The 17,316-nt window shown below is 70.1% G+C and carries 17 protein-coding genes; 7 read left to right on the top strand and 10 right to left on the bottom strand.

The genetic code is table 11. The features are described from left to right. Positions 1-123: 123 nt before the first annotated feature. The gene (locus ACZ6S4_RS08010; RefSeq protein WP_360549695.1) at positions 124-798 is read left to right on the top strand and encodes an amino acid ABC transporter permease; all 675 of its coding nucleotides are present in this window, start codon (positions 124-126) and stop codon (positions 796-798) included. Continuing rightward, entirely contained in the window at positions 795-1,676 is an 882-nt protein-coding gene (locus ACZ6S4_RS08005; protein WP_465474196.1) for an amino acid ABC transporter permease, read from the top strand. Before ACZ6S4_RS08010 ends, ACZ6S4_RS08005 begins: the two co-directional genes overlap by 4 nt. Before the next feature lie 45 nt (positions 1,677-1,721). On the opposite strand, the gene ACZ6S4_RS08000 is transcribed toward ACZ6S4_RS08005, so the two are convergent. Further along, complete coding sequence (locus tag ACZ6S4_RS08000) at positions 1,722-1,931, bottom strand: tautomerase family protein (RefSeq protein WP_465474195.1); 210 nt, start codon at positions 1,929-1,931, stop codon at positions 1,722-1,724. Between the two features lie 131 nt (positions 1,932-2,062). Between ACZ6S4_RS08000 and ACZ6S4_RS07995 the strand changes: the two genes are divergently transcribed. Next, positions 2,063-2,932 carry an MmyB family transcriptional regulator gene (locus ACZ6S4_RS07995; protein WP_465474194.1) on the top strand — a complete coding sequence of 290 codons (870 nt, stop codon included), beginning with the start codon at positions 2,063-2,065 and terminating at the stop codon, positions 2,930-2,932. A 98-nt stretch (positions 2,933-3,030) separates the two neighbouring features. On the opposite strand, the gene rny is transcribed toward ACZ6S4_RS07995, so the two are convergent. The 7 genes from rny to ACZ6S4_RS07960 form a co-directional block, all read right to left on the bottom strand. Beyond that, entirely contained in the window at positions 3,031-4,755 is a 1,725-nt protein-coding gene (gene rny, locus ACZ6S4_RS07990) for a ribonuclease Y (protein WP_360814237.1), read from the bottom strand. Between the two features lie 375 nt (positions 4,756-5,130). Continuing rightward, entirely contained in the window at positions 5,131-5,598 is a 468-nt protein-coding gene (locus tag ACZ6S4_RS07985; RefSeq protein WP_465474193.1) for a hypothetical protein, read from the bottom strand. Positions 5,599-7,202: 1,604 nt separating this feature from the next. Further along, the gene (locus ACZ6S4_RS07980) at positions 7,203-7,853 is read right to left on the bottom strand and encodes a hypothetical protein (protein WP_465474192.1); all 651 of its coding nucleotides are present in this window, start codon (positions 7,851-7,853) and stop codon (positions 7,203-7,205) included. A gap of 680 nt (positions 7,854-8,533) precedes the next feature. Continuing rightward, on the bottom strand, positions 8,534-9,364 hold the full coding sequence (locus tag ACZ6S4_RS07975) for a regulatory protein RecX (protein WP_465474191.1): 831 nt from the start codon (positions 9,362-9,364) through the stop codon (positions 8,534-8,536). Positions 9,365-9,682: 318 nt separating this feature from the next. Then, the gene (locus ACZ6S4_RS07970; protein ID WP_465474190.1) at positions 9,683-10,060 is read right to left on the bottom strand and encodes a hypothetical protein; all 378 of its coding nucleotides are present in this window, start codon (positions 10,058-10,060) and stop codon (positions 9,683-9,685) included. Between the two features lie 198 nt (positions 10,061-10,258). Then, on the bottom strand, positions 10,259-11,305 hold the full coding sequence (gene recA, locus ACZ6S4_RS07965; RefSeq protein ID WP_465474189.1) for a recombinase RecA: 1,047 nt from the start codon (positions 11,303-11,305) through the stop codon (positions 10,259-10,261). A 198-nt stretch (positions 11,306-11,503) separates the two neighbouring features. Beyond that, positions 11,504-11,704 (bottom strand): DUF3046 domain-containing protein, encoded by a 201-nt coding sequence (locus ACZ6S4_RS07960; RefSeq protein WP_360549713.1) that lies wholly within the window; start codon positions 11,702-11,704, stop codon positions 11,504-11,506. Between the two features lie 72 nt (positions 11,705-11,776). Here ACZ6S4_RS07960 and ACZ6S4_RS07955 point away from each other — a divergent pair, with 72 nt between their 5' ends. Beyond that, positions 11,777-12,478 (top strand): GNAT family N-acetyltransferase, encoded by a 702-nt coding sequence (locus ACZ6S4_RS07955; protein ID WP_465474188.1) that lies wholly within the window; start codon positions 11,777-11,779, stop codon positions 12,476-12,478. Here the strand turns inward: ACZ6S4_RS07955 and ACZ6S4_RS07950 are convergent. Both ACZ6S4_RS07950 and ACZ6S4_RS07945 read right to left on the bottom strand, forming a co-directional pair. Beyond that, positions 12,450-13,112 (bottom strand): UdgX family uracil-DNA binding protein, encoded by a 663-nt coding sequence (locus ACZ6S4_RS07950; RefSeq protein ID WP_465474187.1) that lies wholly within the window; start codon positions 13,110-13,112, stop codon positions 12,450-12,452. The genes ACZ6S4_RS07955 and ACZ6S4_RS07950 overlap by 29 nt on opposite strands. Before the next feature lie 108 nt (positions 13,113-13,220). Next, on the bottom strand, positions 13,221-14,567 hold the full coding sequence (locus ACZ6S4_RS07945) for an aminotransferase class I/II-fold pyridoxal phosphate-dependent enzyme (protein ID WP_465474186.1): 1,347 nt from the start codon (positions 14,565-14,567) through the stop codon (positions 13,221-13,223). A gap of 47 nt (positions 14,568-14,614) precedes the next feature. Here ACZ6S4_RS07945 and ACZ6S4_RS07940 point away from each other — a divergent pair, with 47 nt between their 5' ends. The 3 genes from ACZ6S4_RS07940 (at position 14,615) to leuE (ending at position 17,080) form a co-directional block, all read left to right on the top strand. Next, positions 14,615-15,874 carry a bifunctional pyridoxamine 5'-phosphate oxidase family protein/GNAT family N-acetyltransferase gene (locus tag ACZ6S4_RS07940; protein WP_465474185.1) on the top strand — a complete coding sequence of 420 codons (1,260 nt, stop codon included), beginning with the start codon at positions 14,615-14,617 and terminating at the stop codon, positions 15,872-15,874. Between the two features lie 9 nt (positions 15,875-15,883). Continuing rightward, on the top strand, positions 15,884-16,267 hold the full coding sequence (locus ACZ6S4_RS07935; protein WP_465474640.1) for a VOC family protein: 384 nt from the start codon (positions 15,884-15,886) through the stop codon (positions 16,265-16,267). A gap of 99 nt (positions 16,268-16,366) precedes the next feature. Next, positions 16,367-17,080 carry a leucine efflux protein LeuE gene (gene leuE / locus ACZ6S4_RS07930; RefSeq protein ID WP_465474184.1) on the top strand — a complete coding sequence of 238 codons (714 nt, stop codon included), beginning with the start codon at positions 16,367-16,369 and terminating at the stop codon, positions 17,078-17,080. Positions 17,081-17,316: the final 236 nt, after the last annotated feature.

Raw genomic sequence — 17,316 nt, 5'->3', positions numbered from 1 at the left:
GGGGCGCGGGTGGGGAGAGGAAAAGGGGAGGGGGGGGGGGGGGGTGGCGGGGGGGGGGGGGGGCCCCCCCCCCCCCCCCCCCCGCCCGGTTGTTCCCTGCCGCGGCGTGAGGAAGTGAGGACGATGGACGTCTTCTCCGATCCGAGCAACTTCGACGTGTACGTCACGGGTTTCCTCTGGATCCTGAAACTGACCGCGGCCGGCACCGTGGGCGCGCTCGTGCTCGGCGTGGTGCTCGCCGCGATGCGCGTCTCGCCGGTGCCGGTCCTGCGCGGCTTCGGCACCCTGTGGGTCAACACGTTCCGGAACACGCCGCTGACGCTGATCGTGTTCTTCTGCTACTTCGGTCTGTTCTCGACCCTGGGCCTGTCCCTGGCCGACGACATCGACCTCAACAACTACTGGCTCGGCGTGATCGGGTTGTCGGTCTACACCGCCGCGTTCGTGTGCGAGGCGATCCGCTCCGGCATCAACACGGTCCCCGCCGGGCAGGCCGAGGCCGCCCGGGCGATCGGCATGTCGTTCTTCCAGACCCTGACGATGGTGATCCTGCCGCAGGCCGGCCGCGCGGTGGTTGCGCCGCTGGGCAGCATCTTCATCGCCCTGGCGAAGAACTCGACCATCGTCGGCACGATCGGCCTGGCCGAGTCCTCGAACGCGATGAAGGAACTGATCAACGCCAACGGCGACGCGGTCATCGCGATCTTCCTGGTCTTCGCCGGCACCTTCGCCCTGGTCCTGATCCCCACCGGCTACGCCTTCGGCTGGCTGGCCAACCGGCTGGCGGTGAAGCGATGAGTGCCGACGCTGTTCTCTACGACCACCCGGGGCCCAAGGCCAAGGTCCGTAACGCCGTCCTGACCGGGATCTTCGGTCTCGCCGGGCTGGCCCTGCTGTACTGGATCTACCGCAAGTTCGACGAGAAGGGCCAGTGGGCGGCGGCGCTGTGGGAGCCGTTCACCGAGTCGTCGACCTGGACGGACTACATCCTGCCGGGCCTGTGGGCGACCCTGAGCGCGGCCGCCGTGGCGATGGTGCTCTCCCTGCTCTTCGGCATCGTCTTCTCGGTCGGGCGGCTCTCCGACCACTGGTGGCTCAGCGTGCCGTCCGGCGTGATCGTGGAGTTCTTCCGCGCCGTACCGCTGCTGCTGCTGATGTTCTTCATCTTCTACGGCGTCCCCTTCATCACCGAGGCGCCGATGGACCCGTTCTGGGCCGTGGTCATCGGCCTGACGCTCTACAACGGCTCGGTGCTGGCGGAGGCGTTCCGCGCGGGCATCAAGTCGGTGCCGCGCGGGCAGAGCGAGGCCGGCTACGCGATCGGCATGCGCAAGAGCCAGGTGATGCGCGAGATCCTGGTGCCGCAGGCGGCCCGGGCGATGCTCCCGGTGATCGTCAGCCAGCTGGTCGTCCTGGTCAAGGACACGGCGCTGGGCTACATCATCGGCTACTCGGAGCTGCTGCAGGACGGCGTGAACACGCTGGCGGCCAACTTCGGCAACATCGTCGCGGCGGCCATCGTCGCGGCGATCATCTACATCGCGGTGAACGCGTCCCTGACCGCCCTCGCGGGCTGGCTGGAACGCCGGACCCGGCGCCAGGGCAAGGCCCCGAAGGTGACCATCGGGCCGGTGCCGGCCGCGGCGGTGCAGGCCGGCGACGCGGGCGGAGCCTGACTGCGGTGATCCGGCGCCCGGGCGATCCCGGGCGCCGGCAACCGTTCAGCCGCCCTGCTGCAGCTTGGCCAGGGTGAGGACCTCACCCCGGAAACCCCAGCCGCCGTCGGCGACCTCGTCGACGAGCACCATGGTGTTGTCCCGTACGGCGTCGCCGAACGTCTCGGCGTACAGGTCGGTGACCCGGTGCACGAGGACTTCCTTCTGCTCGTTCGAGAGCAGCCCGGCCGGCACCTTCAGATTCGCGAACGGCATGTCGTCTCCGCATCGTGGTGGTGATCGGGCCGGCGTCCGCTGACCCGGCACCAGCGTGGCGCCCGGCCGGGCGGTCATCCAGGGGACGTCAACCCCTGGATGCGCCGGCCCGCACCGGCGACACTGGCCGGGTGAATCTCTCTGAGCTGGGCGTCTTTCTGCGATCCCGGCGGGCCCGGAGCACCCCCGCGGAGGCGGGCCTGCCGTCCGGGCCACGCCGCCGGGTGCCGGGCCTGCGCCGCGACGAGGTCGCCCAGCTGGCCGGCGCCTCGGTGGAGTACTACACCGAGCTGGAACGCGGCCGCGGCGCCCAGCCGTCGGCGCAGATGCTGGCGGCCCTGGCCCGGGCGCTGCGCCTGGACGCCGACGAACGCGACCACCTGTTCCTGCTCGCTGGGCGCGCGGTCCCGGCGGCCCACGGCACGGCCGCGCACGTGCCGCCGGCGATGCTGACCCTGCTGGACCAGCTCGGCAGCACGCCCGCCCGGATCATGACCGACCTGCACGAGACGGTGGTGCAGAACAGGCCGGCCGAGGCACTCCTGGGCTCACCGGTGCGCGACTACCTCTACCGCTGGTTCGCGGAGCCGGCCAGCAGGTCGATCTATCCGGAGGCCGACCGCCCGCACCACTCGAAGGTGCTGGTCAGCGACCTGCGCGCGGCGGTCGCCCGGCGCGGCGCCGACCCCGAGGCCCGGGACCTGGTCACCCGGCTGCACCGGACCGGGCGTGAGTTCGTCGCGCTCTGGGAGACAGGCGATGTCGCGGTACGGCGTGGCGAGCGCAAACGCATCAACCACGCGGAGCTCGGTGTGCTGGACATCAACTGCCAGAACCTGTTCAGCGAGGACGGGCGGCAGCGGCTCCAGTTCTTCACGGCACCACCGGGCAGTCCGGCCGTGGACCAGTTGCAGCTGCTGGCGGTCATCGGCACGCAGACCTTGAGCCCGTCGGTTTTGAACCATGCAATCAGCTGGCAGGGTGAGGGTGGCCGCTCATGAGCCGCCAGGCGATTGGCCGCCCTCGCCCGGTCTCGGCGGGAGCGACGGTCAGTGCCATGCAGCCAGGCACGACATGCCCCTGACCTTGATCTTGCCTTTTACCTGGCCAACTCGGTCACGCGCGACTCGCGGACGACCGTCACCCGGATCTGGCCGGGGTAGGTGAGCTCTTCCTCGATCTGCTTGGCGACGTCGCGGGCCAGGACCGCCGCGCCGATGTCGTCCACGTCCTCGGGCCGGACCATGACGCGGATCTCGCGGCCCGCCTGCATCGCGAAGACCTTGTCGACGCCGACCTTGCCGGCCGCGATCTCCTCGATCCGCTCCAGGCGCTTCACGTAGGCCTCGAGGCTCTCCCGGCGCGCGCCCGGCCGGCCGCCGGAGCAGGCGTCCGCGGCCTGGGTCAGCACGGCCTCGATGGTCTGCGGCTGGACCTCGTTGTGGTGCGCCTCGATGGCGTGCACGACGTCCTCGGACTCGCCGTACTTGCGGGCCAGGTCCGCGCCGATCAGCGCGTGGCTGCCCTCGACCTCGTGGGTCAACGCCTTGCCGATGTCGTGCAGGAACGCCGACCGCTTGATCGTCGGGACGTCCAGGCCCAGCTCAGCGGCCATGATGCCGGCGATGTGCGCGGTCTCGACCAGGTGCTTGAGCACGTTCTGGCCGTAGCTGGTGCGGTAGCGCAGCCGGCCCAGCAGCGTCGCGAGCTCGGGGTGCAGGTCGGTGATGCCGACGTCGACCAGGGCTTCCTCGGCCGCGCGCTCGCAGAGCCGGTCGACCTCGTTCTTGGCGCTGTCGAAAACCTCCTCGATGCGGTGCGGGTGGATCCGCCCGTCGAGGACCAGCTTCTCCAGCGTGAGCCGGCCCACCTCGCGGCGCACCGGGTCGAAGCAGGAGAGCAGCACCGCCTCCGGGGTGTCGTCGATGATCAGGTTGACGCCCGTCGTGGACTCGAAGGCCCGGATGTTGCGGCCCTCGCGGCCAATGATCCGGCCCTTCATCTCGTCGCTGGGCAGGTGCAGGACGCTGACCACGCTCTCCGCGGTCTGCTCGCTGGCGATCCGCTGGATGGCGTCGACCACGATGTGCCGGGCCCGGGTGTCGGCGGTGTGCTTCGCCTCACTCTCGATGTCCCGGATCAGGATCGCGGCCTCGCGTTTGGCCTGGCTCTCGAGGGTGTCGATCAGTTCGGCGCGGGCGGCGTCGGCGGTCAGGCCCGCGACCCGCTCGAGCTCCTTGCGGCGGCTCTCCTCGGCGATGGTCAGCTCGGCCTCGCGGGCGGACAGCGCAGCCTCGCGAGCCGACAGGTCGGCGTCCATCGCGGCGAGCCGGCGCTCCCGTTCGACCAGGCGTTCCACCTCGTCGGCGTGCAGCCGCTCGCGCTCGTCGATCCGGGCCGCGCGGCGCTCGACCTCGGCGGCGTGCTCCTTGGCGGTCGCGTTGAGCAGGGCGACCTCCCGTTCGCCGCTGCGCCGGGCCGCCGTGCGGACCTGCTCCGCGTCGGACTCGGCCTGGCGGTGCGCGTGCTCGAGGATCGTGTCCGCTTCCTCGTGGGCGGCCTCGAGAACCCGGCGGGCCTCGGCCCGCGCGGAGGTGGCTTCGGCTTTGGCGGCGGCGGCTTCCGCTCGTACGGAGGCAGCCTTGGCGTTCGCGTCGTCGACCTTGGCTTTGGCGGCGTCGAGGGTCTGCTCGCGGCTCTCCCGGTCGGCGGTCTTGCTCTCCTGCAGCTGACGCAGCGCCCGGGCGCCCAGGACCAGGCCGACCACCACGAAGGCGGCGAGAACGACGATCGCCACTACGAGTACCCACTCCAGGGCGGTCATCTCGCCGAGTCTCCCTTCGCCGCGCCGCATCACTGCGTCGGCTGCCTGAGGGAATGCCCGACCAAGGCGACTGACCGCAGGCGTGGCCAGCCGACGGCGCCACGCGTTGGCGTCGAGGACCGACCGCGGGTATGACTGGCCCCCGCCCGCGCGGTCTGCGGGCGGCGGAGGCATCGACGGCGCCCTGCGCCTCAAGTGATGCCGTAATGTAATGCGATCTATGTTGTGCGCTTAGCCTGCGATGGTCGAGCAAACCTTGTGTAACGCGAGGCTAGGTCGCGAGTGCCGCTTCGGTCAAGGACTCATGATTCGGCAGCGGATGGGACGTACGGCACAGACCCGCTCACGCCCTGCTCAAGTACGTTGGGGGGCAATTCAGGCGTAGCGGGCCCAGACGTCGCGCATCGGCTCCCACTTCTCGCCGGTCCCTTCCTTCCAGTAAGCAAGCAGGTAGGCGGCCACCGGAGTAGGCGAGTCGTCCCACCAGATCCCGGCGACGGTCTTGCCGGAGGCCTGGTACGCGTACTCCACGTAGTTGCCGTTGCTCCGGCCGGACGGAGTGGCCCGCTCAACAGCAGCGCCGGCGGCCCCGGGCGTGAGGGTCCGCGCGTCGACATTCTGCCCAAGGGTCTTGACCCGAGCCTTGTCCCGGTCGGCGACGGTGGCGTACTCCACGAAGATCACACTCATGGCGTCCATCTCGCAGCGGACCCGGGCCTTCTCCCCCTTGTTGAGAACGGGGCCGTCCTTCTCCCCGTTGCGCTGGCAGCCGGAGAGGTGAGGAAGCCACCCCTGAGCGACGGGGGCGAGCGGGCCGGCGAACTTCGGCTGGTTGATCGTCACCTGGTTCTGCTCGTACGGGGGCAGGGCTACTGCGGGTCCGGCCTGCGCCGGCGTGGATTGAGTCGGGGCCGGGGTGGCCGGGTCGGCGGTGGATCGGCCGAGGAACCAGCCGCCGGTGCCGAAGATCAGCAGGCCGGTCAGGAGGCCGGCCAGGGCTGGGAGGAGGAGGCGGCTTTTGGGTTGCTTGGGGGTTGGTTCGATGCGGGGGCCGGGGTTGTAGGAGGGGGATACCGAGAAACCGTACGGGTCCGGGGTGGGGCCCGAGGTGGGGTCGGTGGCGGACCAGCTTGGGGGGCTGGAGGTTGGGCCTGGGCCTCCGGAGGTTGGGGTTGGACCGTAGGGCGGGGTTGGTCCTGCGCCTGATGTTGGGGTGGGGCCGTAGGTGTGGTTTGGGCCGGCTCCGGAGATCGGCGCGGCGCCATAGGCCGGGTTGGCGGCCGAGGCCGGGCCGGCTCCGGAGATCGGCGCGGCGCCATAGGCCGGGTTGGCGGCCGAGGCCGGGCCGGCTCCGGAGATCGGCGCGGCGCCATAGGCGAGGTCGGCGGCCGAGGTTGGCGTGGTTCCGGCGGTTGGTATTGCGCCGTAGGTCTGGCTTGGAACAGCGCCTGAGGTTCCGTAGGGCTGGTCTTGACCCGGGGTCGGGCCGGCATCTGAGGTCGGCATCGCGCTGTAGATCCGGCCCGGGGCAGCGCCTGAGGTGGGCGCGGCGCCGTAGGGCTGGTCTTGGCCTAAGGCGCTCGGCGGCGCGGCGAAGGGGGGCGCCCCCGCCCCGAAGGCCGGGTCACTGACGGCGGCCGGATTGGCCCTCGGGTCTCCGTAGACGGGATCCGCTCCGAAACTCTGCTGGCCGTAGGCACCGCTCACCGGCTCGGTGCCGCCGTGAAACGGGCCATAGCCCCCCGCTCCGTCGCTCTGAATGGGCGATGCGCCGCTTGTGACCCCATTTGCAGGCGCGGGCATCGCGGCTCCGCCGGTGGCGCTCGAAGCGACCGGGTGAGTGATCGGAGTCTGGCCTCCGCCGGGGTGGGCGCTCTGCGGATAAGTCGGCGGCGTAGGGGACTGGTGAGCCTGCGCCAGACCGGGCTGGTGCACCGGACCGGCGGGCTGAGCAGGGATTTCGGCGCCGGCGGGCGACCCTGGAACGAAGGGCTTCGCGGAGTCGGCGGGGCCTGAGTGCTGGACGACCTGAGCCGTCGCGTCAGCGTCCTCGCGAAGCGGGCCGCCACCGCGCCGAGCAGGGTGGGAGTCGTCTGTCACGACGCAGCAGATTACCAGTCCGCGGCCATCACCGACGCCCCGGAAGATCCATCTACGACGATGGACCCGCAGCCTGGCGGGGCTGCGGGTCCATCGTCGTACATCTGGCTGGACCGAGGCGGTCCCGCGATCAGCGCGACACCTTCAGCGCCCGACGAATGCCGGGCTCCCTCAATCGCCTGCGCGGCCCAAGCCTTTTGATCAGCAGGACACGGTGACGAGGGTCCGGCCAGTGCAGGGCCCTCAATCGCCGGCCCGGCGCAGCCTCTTCGATCAGCAGGACTCGTTGACGAAGGTGCCGCGAGTGCCCGGCCGGTGAGGACCGGGCACTCGGATGCCGGCTGGGATCAGGCGTCCGCGCCTTCGGGGCGCCGGCGCCGCGTCACGAGGACGAGGCCGACACCGCCGGCGGCGATTGCGGCGCCGAGGCCCGCGATGCCGATGACGTTGATACCGGTCACCGGGAGGCCACCGCCGCCAGAGTTGGAGCCGCCTCCACCACCCGCGGTGTTGGAGTCGCCGTTGTTGCCACCGTTGCCGGAGCCGCCGTTGCCGGAGCCGCCGTCGGAGTCATCGCCGTCGTCGGAGCCCGAGCCGCCACCAGTGCCGGAGTCGGGCGGAGTGGTCGGGTCGGTAGGACCGGAGCCACCACCACCCGGCTGCTCGCCACCCGGGTCTTCACCGCCCGGGTCCTCGCCACCCGGGTCCTCGCCACCCGGGTCCTCGCCACCCGGGTCCTCGCCACCCGGATCTTCACCACCCGGATCTTCACCACCCGGGTCCTCGCCACCCGGGTCCTCGCCACCCGGGTCCTCGCCACCCGGATCTTCACCACCCGGATCCTCACCGCCGGGTTCGCCACCCGGGTCCTCGCCACCGGGCTCGCCGCCCGGCTCCTCGCCGCCACCGCCGCCGCCCGGCGGGTCCTCTTCCGCTTTGGTGGCCTTGTCATCGTCCCCCGCGGCGGCCGGCTCGGTGAGCACGACGACACCCCGCATGGAGTCCGTGATGGTCGAGGCATTGGCAGCGTTGGCGCCCGCGAGGGCAGCCACCCCAACGGCGCCGATGATGACGCCCAGTCGAGCCGCAGCACGCACGCCGCGATGGCGTGCGAGTCGATTCGTCTTCATTTTCCTCCCCGTACTGTGGAGGACCGCCATCCGCAATGGACAGTGATCCCCGTAGTCCGGGCTGTAACTTACCGGCGATCATGGCCTGACTTCTATCCACCGTTGACAATATGGCAGAAGTCGGACACCTCGCCGATCGGGCATTCCCCTGAGCACCGGGAGGGCTGCCCAATCCGCCGGCCACCGTGCGCATCGAGCAGGCATCACCAATGCAATCGGTCGCCATACGGGTGCCCGCTTGACCGGTACGGCGAATTGGCACGTCGATGCTGATCACGTGCCTGACGAGCCGAAATCCGGGCGCGCTTGACTCCTCCAGCGCCTGGCCCCCATCGCGGTCGAAGCCTGATAGACGCCGCAATTTGGGGACTCCGACGAAGCCCTGCGTCAACAGCACAGGGTGATGCGCCGATTACTTTCGTGGCAAGCGCGCCGGCTCAACCACTATTGCCTGCGTTAAGCGCAACGCTTCGCCCGCGGTCGAGAAGTCACGGGCGGTCTCATCGCGATAACAATTGAGCGGGCCTGCGGTAAGGAGTCGCTCGTACTCAGGACAGAGTGTCGGTGGCTTCGTCAGCGAGCGCGTCCGCGTCGATCTGGTCGGCGAATTCAGCGGCTTCCTCGTCACGCGCGGCAAGTGCTTCCTTGACCGCCTGGATAGCTACGCCGGCCGGATAGCCTTTGCGGGCCAACATGCCCACGAGCCGACGGAACACCTGATCAGGCGTACCCCTCGCCGAACGCAGCTTGCGGTCGACCAGGGCGCGCGCCGTGGTCGCCTCGGCCTCGTCGTCCAGCGTTTCGAGGGCTTCGGTGGCTACTTCGGACTCGACGCCGTGCTGGCGCAGTTCGTTGGCCAGCGCCCGGCGGGCCAGTCCGCGGCCCTGGTGCCGGGTCGACACCCACATCCGCGCGAACGCGGCGTCGTCGATGATCCCGACCTCGTCGTAACGGTCGAGGACCTCGGCGATCACCTGTTCGGAGATCTCCTTACGGGCCAGCGTCTTCGCGAGCTCCGCCCGCGTGCGCGGCCGCACTGCGAGCTGCCGGAGGCAGATGTCGCGGGCCACCTCGGACTCGCTCCCCGGCGGCTCCGGAGGACGCTCGGAAGCGTCCTTCCCGGCACGACCACCGTCACCACTTCCGAAACGCCCGCCGCCGGCGCCAGAGCGATTACCGCTGCCGAACGAACGGCTCCCGGATGAGCCGAAAGCGCCGGACGAAGAGCCACCGGACGAGCCGCGGCGGCGCCGATTCCCGGCTGTGCCGCGTTCCGGGTCTTCCGACCCGGGCTCGCCGCCGGGCGAATCGTCCTGCGCGGGCCGCGGTGGGATCGCGTCCCAACCTCGCCCGGACCTCGCACCACGTCGACCGGCCATGCCTCAGCTCCGCTCCGCCACAACCTTGGTATCCGGCTCGCGCGCAGACGACCACACGCGGCCAGCAACTCGCTCTGACATCGGACACGGCAGCAGTGAGGACATCGTCATGGACGTCGACCTGCCGCTCGCCGGGCATTGGCCGACGCACCAGCGGGAACGCTGGAAGCCACGTCGGCATCCACCTGCGGCGAAGTCATCATCGCCGATGATCCGGGCTGTCCGCCCGGTCGGCCGCCGCTCTTCGGCCCGCTCAAGATTTACTGCCCATGATCAGCTCGCCATCGTTGGCCCGGTCCGGCATCAGCTTGGCCGGCATCAAGTCGACGGTCCGCACCCCGCCACGTCGACCTGCGCCGAGCCGACGGCCTGCACCCCCGCCACATCGGCCTGCGTCGAGCCGACGACCTGCACCCCCGCTGGGTCGGCTCGCACCAAGCCGACGGATCGAGCCCCCGCCAGGTCGGCCTGCATCGAGCCGACGGCCCGCACCCCCGCCACGTCGCCTCGCACCAAGCCGACGGATCGAGCCCCCGCCAGGTCGGCCTGCATCGAGCCGACGGCCCGCACCCCCGCCACGTCGGCTCGCACCAAGCCGACGGATCGAGCCGGCGCCAGGTCGACCAACAGGAAAAGCTGGGCATCACCGGCCTGACCTGCGCCCACCTCAGCCTTGACGGCCTGCCGACCGGCCATGCCTGCGCCGGGTCCGCCAGCGTCAAGTCGACCGCCCACATCCGGTCTGCCGGCCACGCCGGCGTTCGGCCCACCGGCCACGTCCGTATCGGGCCCACCGGCCGCGCCGGCATTCGACCTATCGCCGTTCGGCTTGAGGGGTGAACCCGGCCCTTGCGGGCCGGGTTCGGCGAACCGTGGCGGCGGCGTTCGCATCGGTCAGAAGTCGACCGGGGGCAGTTCCGGGCCGCCGGCGGCGTCGCCGGTGGTCTGGCCGACGCCGAGCTTCTCCAGGATCTTCTTCTCGATCTCGGCCGCGACGTCCGGGTTCTCCTTCAGGAACTCGCGCGCCTTTTCCTTGCCTTGGCCCAACTGGTCACCGTCGTACGTGTACCAGGCGCCGGACTTGCGCACGATGCTCTGCTCGACGCCGACATCGATCAGCGAGCCCTCGCGGGAGATGCCCTTGCCGTACATGATGTCGAACTCGGCCTGCTTGAACGGCGCGGCGACCTTGTTCTTCACGACCTTGACGCGGGTGCGGTTGCCCACCACGTCAGTGCCGTCCTTGAGGCTCTCGATGCGGCGCACGTCGAGACGCACCGACGAGTAGAACTTCAGGGCCCGGCCACCGGTCGTGGTCTCGGGCGAGCCGAACATGACGCCGATCTTCTCGCGGAGCTGGTTGATGAAGATCGCGGTCGTGCCGGAGTTGTTGAGGATACCGGTGATCTTGCGGAGCGCCTGGCTCATCAGGCGGGCCTGCAGACCCACGTGGCTGTCGCCCATCTCGCCCTCGATCTCGGCGCGCGGCACGAGCGCGGCCACCGAGTCGATGACGATGATGTCGAGCGCGCCGGAGCGGATCAGCATGTCCGCGATCTCGAGCGCCTGCTCACCGGTGTCGGGCTGGGACACCAGCAGTGCGTCCGTGTCGACGCCGAGGTTGCGGGCGTATTCCGGGTCGAGCGCGTGCTCCGCGTCGATGAACGCCGCGATGCCACCATTGCGCTGGGCGTTGGCCACCGCGTGCAGGGCCACCGTCGTCTTACCGCTGGACTCCGGTCCGTAGACCTCGATGACGCGGCCGCGCGGCAGGCCGCCGACGCCGAGCGCGATGTCGAGCGCGATGGAGCCGGTGGGGATGACGGCCATCTGGACGACCGGCCGCTCCCCGAGGCGCATCACCGAGCCCTTGCCGAACTGCTTGTCGATCTGCGCGAGAGCAAGGTCTAGCGCCTTGTCCCGATCAGGTCCTGCCACCATGTCCGCCACCCCTGTATTCGACTTTCCGGGCGCCTTCGCCGAAGAGCTTCTGTTCATCACGCGGGCCACGCTAGACCTAGGGTCTGACAAAAACCGGTACCCGGCCATGCCCTGTGGATGACCACACCGCTGAGGACAATAGCCGAACAGGTGTACGACTACGAGCGACACGCCAGAACAAGCGTACGAAAAAAGGGGTCAGCGCAGCCTGGCAGGCACCCGATCGGGGTACGCGGAAACCACCGCACGCCAGATAGTAACCGTCTCCACACCCTGAGCTATGGATTCGTTAATGGTGCGCCCGTCGAGCGCCGCAAAACTCTGATCCGCGGCGAGACTCCGCGCATAAGCGGGGCCGAAGGCCTGTTCGAGGCGCCCCCAGAAGTCTGTCAACCGCACGGGAAAAGCCTACCCGCGGCGTCGTGGTGGCCCTGCTCGACGGCACGCTGAGACACACATCACTATGTGCTGGTGACAGTGGACGTTCTTGACCGGCCGAGCTGGGCCGCCCTCACCGGCCCGCACGCGCGGTTCGCCGGTGTCGTCGGTCGGGCCGCTCGCTACCACCCCGACGTGGCGCCGTTCTTCGCTCTCGAGGACGCCGCCGATCCTCGATGCTGGAACGACCTGGCAGTGCTGGCCGGCCCCGGCACCGAGTTGTCGATCACGGCGAACCCGCCCCGCGGCCTGCGCTGGGAGGTCCGAGGCACCAGCCCCACGCTGCAACTGGTCGACGCGACCGTACGGGCCGTACCGGATCCGGAGGCAGTCGTGCTGACCGCGACCGACGTCCCCGAGATGATCGATCTCGTGGGCCGGACCGGACCAGGCCCGTTCCGGCCGCGCACGATTGAGCTGGGCACTTACCGCGGCATCCGGCACGGCGGCACGCTGGTGGCGATGGCCGGCGAACGGATCCGGCCGCCGGGCTGGAGTGAGATCAGCGCGGTCTGCACCGATCCCGGCTACCGCGGTCGCGGCCTCGCCGCACGACTGGTGCTCGCCGTCGCAGCCGAGATCTACGAGCGCGGCGACCGCCCGTTTCTGCACACCATGGCAACCAACACCGCCGCGAACCACCTGTTCACGGCGATCGGCTTCGTACGGCGCAGGGAGAACGTGAACGTGTCGTTGCGCGTACCGGTCAGCCCAGGACCGTCGCCGCGACTTTGAGATCGTCGACCAGGCCGCTGTAGGCGGCGTCCCGGTCGTCGGCCCGCAGCACCGCGGACGGGTGGATCGTGGCCAGGGCACGCGACTCGGCGACCGGGAAGTCCTGCGGGCGCTGTGCCGACGCCGGCCAGGGCAGCAGTTCGCCGCGTGACCTGGTGACCCGGAACGACGGTCCGAACAGGGCCTTTGCCGCAGTGGCTCCGAGCGCCACCACCAAATCCGGCTTCAGCTGCGAGAACTCGGCGACCAGCCACGGCCGGCAGGCCGTGATGTGCGCCGGGCCCGGCGTCTGGTGGATGCGCCGCTTGCCCCGCAGCTCGAAGCGGAAATGCTTCACAGTGTTGGTCAGGTAGATGATCGACGGGTCGATGCCCGCGTCGCCCACCGCGTCGCGGAGCAGCCGGCCGGCCGGGCCCACGAAGGGCAGGCCCTGCTGGTCCTCGATGTCGCCGGGCTGCTCCCCCACCAGCACCAACCGGGCATGTTCGGCACCGCGGCCGAAAACCACCTGGGTGGCGTTCTCGTAGAGCTCGCACCCACGGCAGCCGGGCGCCGCCGCTTTGAGCTCGTCGAGGCCCTTCGCGTCGGCGGGAATGAATTCCTGCGCACCGGGCGGGGCTTGCGTCGTAGCCATGCACACGTTCTACCCCGTCGCGTCCGGTCCACGCGCGCAGGCTCACCCGATCGCCGCATCGCGGACGGCAGTGCCGGCGTTCCCGCCGACTGAGCCTGAAGTAGGCCGTCATCGTGAGGGGGTGGGCACGGCGGCGGGATGGGCTGCGGCGGCGACCTTGTCGGCCAGGGCTTCGATGGCGTCGTCGTCGATGGGGCTGACCGTCAGCCTGACGCCGGGTGGTGCCTCCATGCGGAACAGGGAACCCGGGGCGACCGCATAGCCCGCATCGCGCAGGGTCGCCACCATGCGGGTCTCGTCCTCGACGTTGACCCAGACGTTGATGCCGGTAGCACCTCGCGCCCGCACTCCGCGCACCGCCAGCGCCTCGCGCAGCGAACGGCGGCGACGGTCGTAGTCCGCACCTGCCGCGGCGATCTGGGCCTCGGTTTCCTCGTCGTGCCACAGTCTCAGCAGCAGACGTTGCAGCACTGTGGACACCCAGCCGGCTCCGATACGCATGCGGCCGACCACGCGCGCGATGGTCGCCTCATCCCCGGCCATGACGGCGATGCGCAGATCTGGGCCGTAGGGCTTCGAGGCCGATCGGACGAATGCCCACGACTGCGTCGCGCCGCCGAGGCAGTGCAAGGGCACGCCCGCCAGCTCGGCGGCGTGGTCGTCCTCGATCAGGAGCACCTCGGGATTGCGGCTCAGGACCGCCTGCAGCTCTGTCGCGCGGCCGGCGGTGACCGAGGCGCCGGTGGGATTCTGCGCGCGAGCCGTGATCACGGCGGCGCGCGCCCCTCCTCTCAACGCGGCAGCGAGCCGGTCAGGCAGCGGGCCCTCGTCGTCGACTGCGACCGGGACGGCAGTCAGGCCCAGTGCGCCCAAGAGGTCGAGCAGATTGGCCCAGCCGGGATCCTCGACCGCCACCGGGTCGCCTGGGCGCAGATGTGCCGTCAGCAGTCGCTCGATGGCGTCGAGGGTGCCGTTGGTGACAGTGATGGCGGCATCGTCAACGGGCACTCCGTCAGCGGCGAGGCGGGGCCGGGCTGCGTCGATGAGCTCGGGCATCGCGCCGGCTGCCGCGTACCCCATGGGGGGACCGACCTCATCGGACACCGCCCGAAGGTGCCGGCCCAGGGACGGCAGCAGCCGGGTGTCGGGGTCGCCGGCGGCCAGGTCGAGCGCGCCCGCCGGCACCGGCAGCCGCAGCGCCGAGCGCGGGCTGGCCACGGCCGGCCGGGCCCGGATGCGGGTGCCCTGGCGGCCCACGGACTCGACGATGCCGCGCTGACGCAGCTCCTGATAGGCCTTCGACACGGTGGCCGGGCTGACGTGCAAGCTGTCGGCGAGAACCCGGATGGGCGGCAGGCGATCACCCCAACCCCAGTCGCCGAGGCGAACCCCCGCCTCGATGCTCGCGGAAATCGAGGCGGCGCTGGATCCGGTGACCTGATACTGTGCTGGCACAAGACAGATTCTGTACTAGTACAGGCCCGTTGGCAAGGAGGGTTTCCGTGACCGACCTCTATCAGCCCACCGCTCGGACCACGGCCACCCGCAATCGCGACCGGATGCACTACGAACGCGATAAGGCACACGCCATCCTGGACGAGGCGTATGACTGTTCCGTCGCCTTCGTGGTCGACGGTGAGCCACGGGTGCTGCCCACGCTGCACGTCCGCGTCGAGGACACGTTGTATCTGCACGCTTCCACGGGCGGCCGGCTGGGATTGCAGGCGCGAGGCGACGGCGTGCCGGTGGCCGTGTCGGTGACCCTGCTCGACGGCATCGTCTATGCGCGCTCCCAGTTCCACCACAGCGCCAACTACCGATCGGTCGTGGTGCACGGCAACGCCAAGCCGGTCAATGATCTGTCGGAAAAGCGCGCGGCGATGGACGCCCTGGTGGAGCGGATCGGCCACGGCCGCAGCGCGGCGAGCAGGCCGCCGACGGCACGTGAGCTGGCGACGACCACGGTGCTGGCGCTGCCTCTCGTCGAAGTGTCCGTGCGAGCGCGCACCGGCGGCGTCGTGGACGACCCGGAGGATCTGTCGCTGCCGCACTGGGCCGGCGTGCTGCCGCTTCGGCGGGTTGCCGGCCCGCCGGAGCCGGATGCCGGAGTCAGCGGTCCCCCGCCCGCCTACCTGCCGGGACCGACCTCGCCGTGGCACATCGCGGCGCCGATGCGCGGCCGACATGTCGCGTTGGAGCCGCTGGCCCCCGGTCACGCGGACGGCCTGCTGGCGGCGATCGGCGATGACGAGGTGTGGCAGCACCTGCCCGGCGAGCGGCCGCGGAGCAGCGCCGAGATGGCCGAGCTCATCGCTGTCGCCGCCCGCGAGCAGTGGGAAGGCAAGAGGGTTTCGTGGGCGCAAGTCGATCCGCGGACCGGCGAGGTGATGGGCATGACGAGCTATCACGACATTGACCCGGAACGGCAGGCGGTCGGCATCGGCCACACTGTCCTGGGCCGCCGGTGGTGGCGCACCGGGGTGAACACGGAGGCCAAGCTGCTGCTGATGGAACGGGCCTTCGAGGTGCTCGGCGCGGAACGGGTGTTCTGGTACACCGACATTCGCAACGAGCGATCGCAACAGGCGATCGCTCGGCTCGGCGCGACGCGGGACGGGATGATCCGGCGCCACCGGTTGCGCCCGGACGGAACCTGGCGGGACACGGTGCTGTTCGCGATGACGGTGGAGGAATGGCCCGCGGCCGCGGAGCGCCTCCGAGCTCGCCTGGAGAGCAGCGATTCACCGGCTGAGCTTCATTAGGGTGTGGGGATGGCATGCCGCATAACTGAGCTCGTGCTGGACGCGCTCGATCCTGACCTGCTCGCCCGGTTCTGGTGCGAGGTGCTCGGCTACGTCGAGCTGGAGCGTGACGCCAACGGCGACATCGAAATCGGGCCAGCCGATGGTGGGTTCGGCGGACCGCAACCGACCATCGTGTTCAACCGGACCACGACGCCGAAGACAGGTCAGCTGCGCCTGCACATCGACGTCAATGCGACCGATCGCGACCAGGACGCGGAATTGGAGCGGCTTCTCGCGATCGGTGCCCGGCCGGCCGACGTCGGCCAGACGGGGGACGAGAGCTGGCATGTGCTCGCCGATCCCGAGGGCAATGAGTTCTGCCTGCTGCGGCGGCGGGTGGACCCGGTGTAGAGCTCTCGGTCCAGGGACGCTCGACGACGTGCGCAAGGCCACAAGGATCTGGCTCTACGGGTACTGCCGGCGCCTCGTCGGGGCGCTGAGGATGGAGGCGTGCTGGGGATCACTGACTTCTGGACGTACGTGCTGGGCACGGTCGCGATCGTGTTGCTGCCTGGGCCCAACTCCATCTTTGTGCTGACGGTTGGCGCGCAGCGCGGGGTGCGAGCGGGATACCGGGCCGCCGCTGGGGTGTTCGTCGGGGACACGGTGCTCATGGTGCTGGCTGCTGCCGGCGTTGCTTCGCTGCTGCAGACGTTTCCGCCAGCGTTCATGGTGATCAAGTACGCGGGTGCGGCGTACCTCGCCTGGGTGGGCTTCGGCATCATCCGTGGGGCCTGGCAGAAGTGGCGTGGTCGCAGTGATTCGGCGGCGGTCACTCAGCAGAGTGCCGATGCGGGGACGGCCGGAAACGTAGCTGGTGCCGTAGATCAGGTGCGGCCTACCGGGCTCAGTGCGGGGATGCAGCGGCCGTTCCGGCGGGCGCTGGTTGTCAGCCTGCTCAATCCGAAGGCGATCCTGTTCGTGGTTTCGTTCTTCATCCAGTTCGTCGAGCCGGGGTATGCCCATCCTGCGCTGTCGTTCCTGATCCTCGGGGCGGTGCTGCAGGTGTTCAGCGCGCTCTATCTCACCGGGCTGATCTTTGGCGGGCGGTTCCTGGCCGGCCAGTTCCGGCGTCGTCAGCGGCTGTCCGCGGCCGTGGCGACCGGGGTCGGCGCTGTGTTCGTCGGCTTCGGGATCAAGCTCGCCACCGCCACCACCGGCTGACCACCGAACGGCAACAGCCGAGGAGGGAACGGTCAGCGAAGACGGCAGTGGGCCGATGGCGGCCAACGGCCAGAAGCCAATCGTCAGCAGGCGGCGGTCAGCGAGCAACGGGCTCCGCCAACATGCGACGGCAACGCCATCAGGCATCCGCCAACATGCGACGGCAACGCCATCAGGCATCCGCCAGCAGGCGGCGGCAACGACAGCGGTCAGCTGGCGGCAAGCGACGACAGCGG

Source organism: Actinoplanes sp. NPDC051405 (assembly GCF_055586185.1).
This window is presented reverse-complemented; position numbering and strand designations above follow the sequence as displayed.